Annotated in this window: 8 protein-coding genes and 2 tRNA genes; 3 read left to right on the top strand and 7 right to left on the bottom strand. The window is 61.7% G+C overall.

Going from position 1 to position 12,788, the window contains the following annotated elements:
- The first annotated feature begins 10 nt into the window (after window positions 1-10).
- Together B5F33_RS03000 and B5F33_RS02995 are read left to right on the top strand one after the other, a co-directional pair.
- Window positions 11-1,015 (top strand): GGGtGRT protein, encoded by a 1,005-nt coding sequence (locus B5F33_RS03000; RefSeq protein ID WP_087410316.1) that lies wholly within the window; start codon window positions 11-13, stop codon window positions 1,013-1,015.
- 261 nt (window positions 1,016-1,276) lie between these two features.
- Window positions 1,277-2,899 (top strand): FAD-binding protein, encoded by a 1,623-nt coding sequence (locus B5F33_RS02995; RefSeq protein WP_087410315.1) that lies wholly within the window; start codon window positions 1,277-1,279, stop codon window positions 2,897-2,899.
- Window positions 2,900-3,379: 480 nt separating this feature from the next.
- Here the strand turns inward: B5F33_RS02995 and B5F33_RS02990 are convergent.
- The 4 genes from B5F33_RS02990 to B5F33_RS02975 all read right to left on the bottom strand — a co-directional run bounded on the left by B5F33_RS02990 (window position 3,380) and on the right by B5F33_RS02975 (window position 5,469).
- A tRNA-Lys gene (locus B5F33_RS02990) sits at window positions 3,380-3,455 on the bottom strand.
- Window positions 3,456-3,475: 20 nt separating this feature from the next.
- Window positions 3,476-3,552: transfer RNA gene (locus B5F33_RS02985), tRNA-His, on the bottom strand.
- A gap of 223 nt (window positions 3,553-3,775) precedes the next feature.
- Window positions 3,776-4,234 (bottom strand): VanZ family protein, encoded by a 459-nt coding sequence (locus B5F33_RS02980; protein ID WP_087410314.1) that lies wholly within the window; start codon window positions 4,232-4,234, stop codon window positions 3,776-3,778.
- Window positions 4,231-5,469, bottom strand: a complete 1,239-nt coding sequence (locus B5F33_RS02975) for a hypothetical protein (RefSeq protein WP_087410313.1) — start codon at window positions 5,467-5,469, stop codon at window positions 4,231-4,233. The genes B5F33_RS02980 and B5F33_RS02975 overlap by 4 nt, the downstream gene beginning before the upstream one ends.
- Before the next feature lie 333 nt (window positions 5,470-5,802).
- On the opposite strand from B5F33_RS02975, the gene B5F33_RS02970 reads away from it, so the two are divergent.
- Complete coding sequence (locus B5F33_RS02970) at window positions 5,803-6,606, top strand: SDR family NAD(P)-dependent oxidoreductase (protein ID WP_087410312.1); 804 nt, start codon at window positions 5,803-5,805, stop codon at window positions 6,604-6,606.
- A gap of 138 nt (window positions 6,607-6,744) precedes the next feature.
- Here B5F33_RS02970 and B5F33_RS02965 read toward each other — a convergent pair whose 3' ends face one another.
- The 3 genes from B5F33_RS02965 to argS form a co-directional block, all read right to left on the bottom strand.
- Entirely contained in the window at window positions 6,745-7,719 is a 975-nt protein-coding gene (locus B5F33_RS02965; RefSeq protein WP_239284707.1) for a magnesium transporter CorA family protein, read from the bottom strand.
- A gap of 276 nt (window positions 7,720-7,995) precedes the next feature.
- Entirely contained in the window at window positions 7,996-10,224 is a 2,229-nt protein-coding gene (gene rho, locus B5F33_RS02960) for a transcription termination factor Rho (protein ID WP_204214392.1), read from the bottom strand.
- Window positions 10,225-10,680: 456 nt separating this feature from the next.
- Window positions 10,681-12,525 carry an arginine--tRNA ligase gene (argS, locus tag B5F33_RS02955; protein WP_087410311.1) on the bottom strand — a complete coding sequence of 615 codons (1,845 nt, stop codon included), beginning with the start codon at window positions 12,523-12,525 and terminating at the stop codon, window positions 10,681-10,683.
- Window positions 12,526-12,788 lie beyond the last annotated feature (263 nt).

Raw genomic sequence — 12,788 nt, 5'->3', positions numbered from 1 at the left:
GGAAAGAATAATGGCTGTAAGCTTCGAAGGTTACGAGCGCCGCATCGACAAGATCAACGCGTGCCTCGCTGAGAACGGCATCTCCTCCCTCGAGGAGGCCGAGCAGATCTGCCTGGACAAGGGCGTCAACCCCCGCGCTATCGTGGAGGACGTTCAGTCCATCGCGTTCGAGAACGCCAAGTGGGCCTATACCCTTGGCTGCGCCGTCGCCATCAAGAAGGGTGCTAAGACCGCTTCTGAGGCCGCTTCTATGATTGGTGAGGGCATCCAGGCCTTTACCGTCCCCGGCTCCGTCGCCGAGGACCGCAAGGTCGGTCTTGGCCACGGCAACCTGGGCGCTATGCTCCTCGGCGATGACACCGAGTGCTTCTGCTTCCTGGCCGGCCACGAGTCCTTCGCCGCCGCCGAGGGCGCTATCGGCATTGCGATGAACGCCAACAAGGCTCGCAAGAAGCCGCTGCGCGTCATCCTGAACGGCCTGGGCAAGGACGCCGCCCAGATCATCGCCCGCATCAATGGCTTCACGTACGTGAAGACCCAGTTCGACTACTACACGGGCGAGCTCAAGGTCGTCGAGACCATCCCGTACTCCGATGGCCCGCGCGCCGAGGTCAACTGCTACGGCGCTGACGACGTCCGCGAGGGCGTTGCCATCATGTGGCACGAGAACGTCGACATCTCGATCACCGGCAACTCCACCAACCCCACGCGCTTCCAGCACCCCGTTGCGGGCACCTATAAGAAGGAGCGCCTCGAGGCTGGTAAGAAGTACTTCTCCGTCGCCTCCGGTGGCGGCACCGGCCGTACCCTGCACCCGGACAACATGGCTGCTGGCCCCGCCTCCTACGGCATGACCGACACCATGGGCCGTATGCACTCCGACGCTCAGTTCGCCGGCTCCTCCTCGGTGCCTGCGCACGTCGACATGATGGGCCTCATCGGCATGGGCAACAACCCCATGGTCGGTGCGACCGTCGCCTGCGCCGTCGCCGTGAACGCTGCACTCAACGGCTAAGAGCGACTCACCAGGTGCTACCAAGCAGATGAGCCTGCCTCATCGCTAAGGTCTGCAATTGCCGCCGTCCGACATGTGCTCGGGCGGCGGTTTTTTATGTCGCGCAGAGCCGCAGCTTGGCAGACGAGCATCTAGAGTTGCTTTTGCGCCCCAACCGCGATGGCTGCGGCTAGGCGAGCGCACCTGTTCGCCGTATACTCCCGTATACTCAAGACCGCGTACGACGCCTGTCCCCACGTGCCACACACCTTCGGAGGTTCCATGCAACGCCTCGAGCAACCCACCGTCCTCGTAATCGGCGCCGGTATCGCCGGCATCTGCGCCGCAATCGAGGCCGCACGCGCAGGCGTCTCCGTCATCATCACCGCTGCCGGCACGCTGTTCTCGGGCTCAAGCTTTTATCCAGGCACCTGGGGTTTGGGTCTCATCGCCCCCGAAAACAGCTCTGACGAGGACGACCTCGTGCACACGATCTGCAAGGTAGGTTGTGGCGTTGCGAACGAAGACCTCGTGCAAACGTTTGTGCACGACATTCCCGCCGGCATTGCATGGCTTGAGAGGCTCGGCGTAAAGCTCAAACGTCCCGCAAACGAACAGAGCGCCCACGAGGCCGCGTTCATCCCCTGCTTCGATCACAAGACGCGCCTGTGGCGCGGCCTGGTTCGGGAGAGCATGGAGCAGACCTTCGGCCGCGAAGTCGAGCGTCTTGGGATACGGGTGCTGGAGCATGTCGAGCTGATCGACCTGCTCGACGACGCTTCCGGTGCAATTGCAGGAGGCGTCCTCTTCGATCGCAGGCGCGAACGGATATTCCTCGTCCCATCCCATGCCGTCGTACTTGCCGGCGGAGGCACCAGCGGCCTGTTTGAGCGACGCCTGACCTCGGGCGATGTGCTAGGCACGGTGCACGGCATCGCCCACCGGCATGGCGCCAAACTCGTCAATATCGAATTCATGCAGATGATGCCAGGCCTCATCGCCCCCAAGCGCGGCATCGTCTTCAATGAGAAGTCGTTTCGCTATGCGCATACCACGCCACCGATCTCACAAGAGCTGCTCGAGATGCGCTCGCCCTATGGTCCCTTTACATCGCGCCTCCCCTCCCGCGCCGTAGACCTTGTCATTGATGCTGCCGGCGAGAACGGACTGCCGCTTGTGTACGACTTTCCCTCACACGATGTACCGGAGTTTGTGCGCACGTTCTCGCAGTGGCTCGAGCAGGAGCGGGGCATTCGATCGACCGACGAGATGCACATTGCCATGTACGCCCACGCCTCCAACGGTGGCATTGTCATCGACGGGCAAGGGTTTACAGGCGTTCAAGGTCTCTATGCCTGTGGTGAAGCGACAGGAGGCATGCATGGAGCCGATCGCATCGGTGGGCTCTCGAGTGCAAACGGTCTGGTTTTTGGCAGACGCGCCGGGTGTGCCGCCGCAAAGGCAGCAACAGCAAGACGAGCCGGCACGTGCGACGCAACGTATCCAACGGCCACATCGGAGTCGGAATCAGCGGAAATCGAAGCCTGGATACATCACCGAGCCCAGTCTGAGCAACCGATCTTGCCCATATCCCCTCACGTGGCCCAGGATGCCCTCCGGCGCTTGAGAGCGACCATGAGCGCCCACTGCATGGTAGTGCGCACCGCAGACGGCCTTCATGAGGCTCTTGAGGACATCGAAGGCCTACACGCCGACATGGAGTCCCATATCGCGCAAGCTCCGTCCCCTGTCGACTTCGCCGCCTCCGCACGCCTCTCATTACAGCTCCATCTTGCCCACGTGATGGTCGAGGCCATGCTCGAGCGCACCGAAAGCCGTGGATCCCACTACCGGGCCGACCATCCCGAAGAGGACCCGAAGCTGGCCCGTCCCATCATCCGCTAGCCGCACGCTACCGTATTCCCATCCCGGATTTCTCCACCGATGTGCAGACATCCTCAACTCGTTGGTATGGCTCACAGTCCACGTTTGTGACATCTGGGGTTATAGGATAAAAAGCGCGTCTAATCACGTGCCGGCTTCCCCGATCTCCACCGTCGGGAGAAACTCGTTTCGTTTTTATGCAGTTGTTTTCGGAATTCCCGAGTAGACCGCCTTCTCAGGTCTCTGAATCCTGGGGTTTCGTTGTCGAAATCGGGCGTCTACTCGGGGATTCCCGAACTAACTGCATAAAAACGAAATGAGTTTCAGATGGGCTGTCATACCAACAACGCAAAGCGCTGAGTTAGGCATACCGACGATGCCGGCAGATGGTCTCGGTCCAAACCTGCGCCGAAGATGAAGTCGAACACATTGGAAAGACGAAGCCAGCACATTGAAGCAATATGAAAAAAGCCAGATATCAATCTGGCTCTTAGAAGCAAATGGTGGACCGGCAGGGGTTCGAACCCTGGACCTTGGGATTAAGAGTCCCCTGCTCTACCAGCTGAGCTACCGGTCCGTATTATGTAAGAAACACACTGGGGTGGGTACAGGGACTCGAACCCTGGACCTACGGGACCACAACCCGTCGCTCTAGCCAACTGGGCTACACCCACCGTGTTCCTGCGCCTTCAGCGCTTGATTATTATTGCAGGAGCCCCCAGTCGATGCAAGTACTTTTTTCAACTTTTTTGAACTCATCCCAAAATAGCTGAACGAAGTGGGTTCCATCCTGCACCGCAGTGGCATTGTCGCAGGTAAATGCACCCATACGAACAGATTGGCGACCCAGCACAGCAACACCGAGAACCCGTGGCGGCGCTACAGCCAGCAAGGACCTTACGACTCCGCGTGCCGACGACGCAACAGGCGGGCAATCCAGCACGAAAGGGTCACCCCCGCCGCGGCGCCGCAGCAATCGAGGATGACGTCGGTCACCATGCCCGAGCGACCAGGAACAAACAGCTGGATCGTCTCATCGATAGACGGTACGAGTACGAGCGTCACGCAGATAGCAAACAGACGCGGACGGTCCAGCGTGCGCTGCGGATCGATTGCCTTCGCTACCACTCCCCCCAGCACGGCATACTCCGTGAAATGGGCAGCCTTGCGAATCACAAAGTTGCTGAGCCAACCGCTCGCCAGTCCCAAACTATCAAGAAGGTCGCGAAGGTCCTGCAAGACCGATAAGCTCAACCCGTTGCTCGATACTCCCGGGGTAAGCGAGTTGCCCCAAATGAATACGACGAGCAGGATGGCGAGAATCAGCCAAGGGATTGATATCCGGAACCTACTCATTGAACCTCAGCCTGCTGACGCGGGAAGGACGCGGTACCGCCCTGGATAACCCGCAGATACTCGCGACTTGCCCGACGGGTACCCTGCGTGGATGCACGGCCCAACGTATCGTCGGACGCCTCTTCGACATGGTTGTCCAGGCCCTGCTCGCGTGCGGCCACCGTCGCAGCGCTTGCAGCAATCCCTGTCCCTGCTGCACGGAAATGCTTGGGAGCATACGCCGGCTCAGCCTCGTTCGTCTCAGGCTCCTCAGAAAGGATTGCCAAGGCCTGTGCCCACATGTCCTCATGCCCCGAGTAATCGACCATAGGAACGGAGTATTCCTCATCGTCGACCTCGTCAAGATCGAGGTCATCGATCATAGAGGCGACCCGAGCGCTCGCAACGGGCCCGCTTGCGCCAGCGGCACGCATCGCGGCAGACGACGAGGGGGTAATCGGCAACACGCCAGCCTCGGCCTTCGTGGTAATACGTGCGGCAGCGGCCTTCGCAGAATCCGCAGCGTGATCGACCGTGGATTCGCCGAAGCTGTCGAGCGATGCGAGTGCGGCGCGGCGCGCCTCCTCGGAATCATCTTCATCGAGCGGCGTGGTCGTGGCGCCCGTCATGTCATCGGCCTCGCTCAGGTCGGCCGTCGCAGCCGCGCCCGCGCCGGAAAGGGCCACATAGGTCGCCGTGGAGTCCGCAGCGAAGGGCTGTGACGCATACCCCGAGGAAGCACCGGCAGCAGACGCGACCACACCGTATCCGACGGCGTCGCCCGACTCGGCATGCGCGGACGCGTGCGTACCCCGCTGCAGTTCTTCAAGCGCAATCTGGTAGATATCCTTCGGACTCGTCGCATCGCAACTGATGGGAGAGCCGTCGGTAAAGGTCGCATCGATCTCTGCCCACGCCTCTTCCTCAGAAAGCGCATCTTGAGCCCGTGTGATGACGGGCACGTCCTTTGGCAAAGCCCCCCTGCCCCCGAGGTCTGCGTAGCGGTCCCCTGCGGGGCGGGCAGCGGCGTCCTCCTCCTGGCGACGAATGCGACGGTCAGCCACACCCGAGACGGCCGTAAGAATACCGATTCCGGCGACAGAGCCAATGGCAAAGGGCACAGCATTCGCCACGACCATGTCATGAGCGCCTTCGAACGGTATGGTTGCAGCAAATGCGACCGCTGGCACCGCGACGCCCGCGACGCAGGAAATGCCGGCGCGTGCCACACGGGAACCTTTGCGAGAATCAGCCATCGCCGTCTCCTTCATAAGCCCGCAGCAATGCGGGTACGCTCAAACCTACAACGGCTCGCTTCAGACAAGATGACATATGTGCGAAGGGAACTGCCCCAAGCAACGGAGAGTGGTTCGTTTCATCTGTATTTTCCGTCGCGATCGTTATGGCCATTATAGGCGAGCCGGGTGTCTTGCCAAGGGTTAACTAGAAACTGAGCTGCGGTTTATCGGTCGGTGGAAGCTACCGAGCGCTATATCGAACAGGTTGCCGTCAGACGTTTTTGGGAACAACAGAACCAATACCGTCACGCCTTCGACGGCTACAGCATCGTTTCGAGGAATGGAGCATCCATGGCACGCATCGCTTTGGTCACCGGCGCCTCTTCGGGCCTCGGCAGAGAATTCGTCCGCCGCATCGACGCCGGCGACGCGGGCCCGATGGATGAGATCTGGGTCGTGGCGCGCCGTGCCGAGCGGCTCGAGGCGCTCGTACGAACCTGCAAGACGCCCGTGCGCCCCTTCTGCCTCGACCTCACCGACACCGTTTCGTTTGACATCATAGAGGCGGCCCTCGCCGAAGAGGATGCCGACGTCGCCCTCTTGGTCAACAGTGCGGGATGTGGAACCTTCGGACCGTTTGCCCTGCAGGAAAACGCCGACAACGCGCGCATGCTCTCGCTTCTCATGCGGGCCCCTGTGGAGCTCATCTACCGCGCCCTCCCCTTCATGCATGCGGGCTCGCGCATCATCAACGTGTCGAGCGTCGCCGCCTTCATGCCCCAACCAGGGCTGTCGGTCTATGCGGCAGCGAAGCGCTTCGTCCTCGACCTCTCGCGTTCCCTCGACATGGAGCTGGGCGAAGTCGGGATTCATGCGACCGCGGTCTGCCCTAAATTCATGCACACCGAGTTCCTCGACGCCCCAGGAGACGCCGACACCATGCGCGCGATGGCGTCGCTCACAGGCTTCGAGCGCCCCGAGGCCGTTGCCACCAAGGCGCTCGCCGCAGCTCGCGCCGGACGACAGCTCTGCATCCCCTCTGGTGACATGAAGGCGTTCTATCTTGCAAGCAAGGTCCTTCCGTATCGTGTCGCCATCGGCGTGGAGCAGCTGCTGCTACACGCACAGAAGCCGGATGCGATTCCCATCGTCTAAGCACCAACCCACAAGGGGAAAACGCCCTGGAGCCCCTTGGAGCCCCGAGCGCACCGCTCAAGCACCTACACAGCACCGCACCCCGTACGTCCTTGACATGCGGGGCGCTTTCATGCGAGGTATCCCAGGCCTGGCTCCTTAGTGCCACATGCCCAAGCGCTTGAAGATATAGGCCGCAAGGATGCAGCAGACCGCGGCGATGAGCACGGGGAACATCCAGGTGCCCACAAACGGCACGCCTTCGAACGGCAGCGGCACGTTCATGCCGTAGAAGCCGAAAATGATGTTAGGGATCGCCATGACGATGGTGATGACCGAGAGCACCTTCATGACGATGTTCAAGTTGTTGGAGATGACGCTCGCAAACGCATCCATGGTGCCGGAAAGCGTGTTGGAGTAGATGTTGCACATCTCGATAGCCTGATGAATCTCGACCAAGACGTCTTCGAGCAGATCCTGGTCCTCTTCATAGAGGGGAATCAGGCGCCCGTGCATAATCTTGTTGAGCGTCACCTCATCGGACTTGAGCGACGTGGAGAAGTAGACGAGCGACTTCTCGAGGTTGAGCATCTGGATCAGCTCCTCGTTGCGTACCGACGCGTGAAGGCGCGCCTCGGTGTTTGAGGAAAGCCGGTCGATCCTGCGCAGGTAGATGAGGTACAGCTGGCTGATGCGCAGCAGCAGCTGAAGCAGAAACCGCGTGCGATAGCGCGTGTCGATGCCCTTGATGCGGCCCTTCGCCATATCCTCGGTAACGAGGTTCTCGTGCAGGCTTATGGTCACAAATTGGTTCTTATCCGGAAGGAACACCATGGAGAGCGGCATGGTGTCGTATTGGAGCGGCAGCGTGTCGCGCGCGCCCGGCGTGAACTTCGCCGTCGGATAGTCGACGATCACAAAGGTCTGGTTGACGTCATCGTCGAAATCGATACGGGAGGTCTCTTCCTCGTCCAGTGCGGAGCGGACAAACTCGGGCAAAACGCCCAAATCGTTCTCCAGAAAGGCGCGCTCGTCGGAGGTCGGGTCGACCACGTTGATCCAACATCCAGGTTCAGGCGCCTCCACCAGCGCAGTCTTGCCGTCAACTCCTGTCTTGTAGTACTCGATCATCATGCATCCCCACCTCTCACCGATAGCTCTTGAGCTTTGGGACGGCGTTGACATAACAACGGGCCTCCAAGCAGGGGTTCTTGCAAGCCCGTACCACGCGTCCCTCCCGATGCCTTGCGTCGGGCCCATATACGATACCGCATAACAAGGCACCCGCAGAGAATCTCTGCAGGTGCCTGAAAAGACCTTACAACGAGCTTACGCATGCGGAACATCGCGTGGCCTTGGGCGCCGAGCTGCTCGCCCGGGCATGCGGCATGCGCGGATTGAACCTGATGCTTAGCGAAGCTCGCCCAGGTCGGCCGCTCGCTTTGCAGAACGGATAAGGAACTCCTCGTTGGAGTTGGTACCCTTGAGGCCCTTGATAAAGGACGATGCGCAGCGCTCCGTGTTGTTCATGTTGGCCAGCACGCGGCGAATGCCCCACACGAACGGACGCATCTGCTCGTCGATGAGCAGGTCCTCGTTGCGTGTGCCCGATGCCACCGGGTCGATTGCCGGGAAGATGCGGCGGTCGGCAAGGTCGCGGTCGAGCTTGAGCTCCATGTTGCCGGTGCCCTTGAACTCCTCGAAGATGACCTCGTCCATCTTGGAGCCCGTGTCGATGAGCGCAGACGCCAGGATGGTGAGCGACCCGCCATTCTCGATATTGCGCGCCGCGCCCAAGAAGCGCTTCGGAGGATAGAGTGCCGCCGAGTCCACGCCGCCCGACAGGATGCGCCCCGACGCGGGTGCTGCCAGGTTGTAGGCGCGGGCTAGACGGGTGATGGAGTCCAGGACGACGACCACGTCGCCGCCAAGCTCGACCAGGCGCTTCGCGCGCTCGATGACGAGCTCGGAGACACGGGTGTGGTTGTCGGCCGGCATGTCGAACGTCGAAGCGACGACCTCGCCCTTGATAGAGCGCTGCATATCGGTGACCTCTTCGGGACGCTCGTCAACGAGCAGGCAGATGAGATGCACCTCGGGGTTGTTGGCCGCGATCGACTGACAAATCTTCTTCAGGATGGTTGTCTTGCCCGCCTTGGGGGGAGAAACGATCAGGCCGCGCTGGCCTTTGCCCACCGGAGCCACGATGTCGATGGCGCGACCCGTGATGGAGTCTTTGCCATGCTCCATCTTCAGAGGCTCGTTGGGATAGATCGGCGTAAGGTCGCTGAACTTCGGGCGCGTGCGGATCTCCTCGGGGTCGAGGCCATTCACGCTCGTGATCTTCGCCAGGCCAGGGTACTTGTCGCCCTGGCGAGAAGGACGAAGCGTGCCCACGATGAAGTCGCCCGGGCGCAGGCGCGCGGCACGGATGAGGTTGGCAGGGACGAACGCGTCATCACGGCTCTGCATGTATCCATGCGCACGAATATGGCCGAAGCCCTCGTTGGAAATCTCGAGGATACCCTCGATGTCGCGGAATCCCTCGGCGCGCGCGGCGGCCTGGTAGACCTCCTCCACCAGCTGGGCCTTCTTCTTGCCGGTGATGTCGATATCGAGCTCACGGGCCTTGTCGCGCAGCTCTGCGACCTTCATGGCCGCCAGGTCGTCACGGGAGAGGCTGGGCTCGCTCGGAACGTTGTAGCGATTGTTGCGCTGCTTGCGGTCCTTCTGGCGATTGCGGCGATCGTTACGGTCATTGCGGTCATTGCGGTCGTTCTGCGCGCGGTCGTTGCGGTCGCCGCGCCCCTCGCGATCGCGGCGCGAAGCATGCTGGCGGCGGGAGGTATGCTCCTGCTGAGAAGAGACATGCTCCTGCGAGGAGGTGCCGGCGGCTGCCTCCTGCGGCGCCGCATCGGACGACGAATCTGTCGCGGCATCCTCGCCGCCGTGCTCGTCGGAAGCCTTCTTGCGCTTGCGGCCCGAGGTCTTCTTTGCCTCCCCCGCGGCACGGCGAGCGCGGCCAGGGCGAACATCGGCGGCCTCGTCTGCGTGTCCCGCCTCGGGAGCAGATGTATCGGCAGCTGCCGCCTCGGCCTGAGGCTCGGCGGAAGCAGCGCCGTCCGCCTTCGCACGGGCGGCCTCAGCTGCGGCCTGGGCCGCGGCCAGTGCCTCTGCCGCGCGGCGCTCCGCCTCTACATATGCCTTCGGCTTGCGGCCACGGCGATGCGGACGGAGAGCCGGGTCGACGAACGGAATGGTTGCCTGCAGCTCTTCGGGAATCGGAGCGGCGCCCTCTCCCGAGATCGCCTCGGCCGCACGCTCGGCAGCACGGCGCTGACGGCGCACCACAGAAGCCTGAGACACCTGAGCCAGCGCACGGGCCTGAGCCACTTCGTCAGAAATCGGCTCAGAGGTCGTCTCGTCAGCCTTCTGCGCGCGGCGCGTCCGACGCTTTGGAGCAGGCTGTTCGGTCGCATCAGCCGACGACGCTCCTGCAGCTTCCTCCGCCTTGCGTGCCTTGGGCTTCCTGCCCCTCCGGCGCGGACGCTCATCCTCTGCCGGAGCCGCAGCGCCGTCGGCAGCCGCATGAGCAGGCGCGGTATCCTGCACCTCGTGCGACGTGGTCTCGACGGACATGTCCGCCTTCGGCGCCAAACGATCCTGGGAACCGGAAGCAGTATGGTCGGCCATGTTCTGCGATGCGCCGGAATCTACAGCGCCGTTCATCTCATCTGTCACGTAGTTGCCAACTTTCTTCCTATGGACATATGCAGTCTTATCATGTTTGCAACCCGAACCTGCCAACGCCCTACCTGGGCACGAAAGAAAACGCGCCGACAATCGGCGCCGGCATCCGGGCCATATTCACTGTCAAAAAGCGTCAAGCGACATCCCCGTCCACACCACCGGGAAGGTTCTTCGCATGCTACATCACATATGCTTTTGCGGTGCGGTTGTTGTAAGGGGAAAGCGCCGTTGCGCGACCTAAGTGTAACACAACCCCAAATTAGCAAGTCAAAAAGGAACGCCCGTCCGGCAAACGGCCGAACGGGCGACATAAACGCATCAAAATCGATGTCGAGAAAACATCCCCTACATCTGCGTCGGCGCAGACACGCCAATGAGCGACAGCACGAGCTTGAGCACGGAACGCACCGCATCGCACGCGGCAAGACGGGCGCGGGTCAGCTCGGGATCCATGGGGTGACCCTCCGAGGGGAGAACCTGGCAGGCGGCATAGAAGCTATGGAAGCCCGCGGCAAGCTCCTCGAGATAATGGGTCAGACGGAACGGAGCGCGGTCGCGGGCGCAGCCGGCGATGAGGTCCTGCAGCTCGGAGAGCTTACGGGAAAGCGCGAGCTCCGTGGGGTCGGTAAGCAGGCCGTAATCGACGTTCGAACCGATGGCCATCGTGGCGACGGCCTCCATGCCCATGAGGTCCGCCTGCTCGGGCGTGACACCGGCGGCCTTGCGCAGGATAGAGCAGACGCGGGCGTGCGCATACTGCACGTAATAGACCGGGTTGGACTGGCTCTTCTCCTTGACGGCATCGATGTCGAAATCGATGGTCTGGTTGGAAGAACGGCTTACGAGCGTATAGCGGGTCGCGTCGGCACCCACCTCGTCGATAAGCTCGCGGAAGGTGATCATCGTGCCCTTGCGCTTGGACATACGGACCGGCTTGCCGGAACGCAGCAGGTTCACGAACTGGCCCAGCGGCACCTCGAACTTGCCGGGGTAGCCAAGCGCGTCGCAAACGGCGCGCACGCGGGCGATGTAGCCGTGATGATCGGCGCCCCAGATGTCGATGACGTGGTCGACACGCTGGAACTTGTTCCAGTGATACGCGATGTCGGACGAGAAGTAGGTGTAGTCACCGTTGGACTTCTGGATGACGCGGTCCTTGTCGTCGCCGAAGGCGGTGGACTTGAACCACAGCGCACCGTCGTCGGTGCGATAGAGGTAGCCCATCTCGTCCAGCTTGGCATAGGCGCGCTCGACCGGTGAGGAGCCCGTCCAGTCCTTCTGGTACATGGTGCGCTCGCTCATCCACACGTCGAAGTCGCAGCGCACGTCGTGGCAGGTCTCGCGCATGTCCTTGAGCATCTTCTGATAGCCGCGCTCACGGAAGGAGAGCATGCGCTCCTGCGGGTCGGCGTTGACCCACTGGTCGCCATCGCTCTTCCAGAAGGCAGCGGCCTCGTCGATGATGTAGGTGCCGCCGTAGGAGTCCTTGCCCAGATCGGCCGTGAACTCGTCCATGTAGGGATGGCTGTCAGGATGCTCGTCGAGCTCGTCCTGCACGAAGTTGTCGCGGTCCTTGGCCAGGTAATCGCGCGCGGCGTCGATGTCGCAGCCCTGCTTCTCCATGATGTCGGCAAGCTGCATGTAGCGCTTGGAAATGGAGTTGCCGAAGGTGTTCATCTGGTTGCCGTGGTCGTTGATCCAGAACTCACGCTCGATGTTGTAGCCGGCATGCTCCATCACGCGGCACATGGAGTCGCCGAGCGCCGCCCAGCGGCCGTGACCCACGTGCATGGGGCCCACGGGGTTCGCGGACACGAACTCGACCTGGGTCTTAAGACCGTGGCCCACGTTGGAGCGGGCGAAGTCCATGCCCTGCTCGCGCGCCTCGGCAAACACAGCGTTCTTAGCGGCAACAGAGAGGTAGAAGTTGATGAAGCCGGGGCCGGCGACCTCGACCTTCTCGATCGCAGGATCGGCGGGCATGTGGGCGCAAACGGCATCGGCGATCTTGCGGGGAGCGCAGTGGGCAAGTTTGGCGGATTTCATCGCCATGGTAGAGGTCCACTCACCATGAGAAGTGTCCGCCGGTCGCTCGATACCGCAATCCTCCAGGTCAAACGCGGGCAGATCGCCAGCGTCCTGGGCCGCGGCAAGGGCAGCGCGAACCAGCTCTTCAATCTTCTCGGGCATGAAATCCTCCTTCGCTACGGATGCTTGCGCTTGCTATCAGCGTCGATGCAGACGCGCCTACTGTATCACACTCTGGCAGCTCAAACGCGGCGTCTGCATAGAACAGCGGGTTCTTTCAGGCATTTTGCATGACTTTGCGGCACCCAAATCAGAACCACCCGCACAGCGGGTGGTTTGCTCTTAGGGTATAACCCTATGGCCCCAGGCCAGGGACTCAAGTCCCTGGCCTGAACTGGCGTTCAGGCCCGATGGCCCCTTGACTC

This window comes from Collinsella sp. An2, from assembly GCF_002160065.1.
Classification (GTDB): Bacteria; Actinomycetota; Coriobacteriia; order Coriobacteriales; family Coriobacteriaceae; genus Limicola.
The sequence above is the reverse complement of the archived record's forward strand: the minus strand, read 5'-3'. Positions and strand labels throughout refer to the sequence as shown.

What these genes read in the sequence shown, in the direction of transcription:
- B5F33_RS02975 (WP_087410313.1), bottom strand. Translation starts at nt 5,469, where the DNA reads ATGGCTGATTCTCGCAAAGGTTCCCGTGTGGCACGCGCCGGCATTTCC.
- B5F33_RS02965 (WP_239284707.1), bottom strand. Translation starts at nt 7,719, where the DNA reads ATGATGATCGAGTACTACAAGACAGGAGTTGACGGCAAGACTGCGCTG.
- B5F33_RS03000 (WP_087410316.1), top strand. Translation starts at nt 11, where the DNA reads ATGGCTGTAAGCTTCGAAGGTTACGAGCGCCGCATCGACAAGATCAAC.
- rho (WP_204214392.1), bottom strand. Translation starts at nt 10,224, where the DNA reads ATGTCCGTCGAGACCACGTCGCACGAGGTGCAGGATACCGCGCCTGCT.
- B5F33_RS02970 (WP_087410312.1), top strand. Translation starts at nt 5,803, where the DNA reads ATGGCACGCATCGCTTTGGTCACCGGCGCCTCTTCGGGCCTCGGCAGA.
- argS (WP_087410311.1), bottom strand. Translation starts at nt 12,525, where the DNA reads ATGCCCGAGAAGATTGAAGAGCTGGTTCGCGCTGCCCTTGCCGCGGCC.
- B5F33_RS02980 (WP_087410314.1), bottom strand. Translation starts at nt 4,234, where the DNA reads ATGAGTAGGTTCCGGATATCAATCCCTTGGCTGATTCTCGCCATCCTG.
- B5F33_RS02995 (WP_087410315.1), top strand. Translation starts at nt 1,277, where the DNA reads ATGCAACGCCTCGAGCAACCCACCGTCCTCGTAATCGGCGCCGGTATC.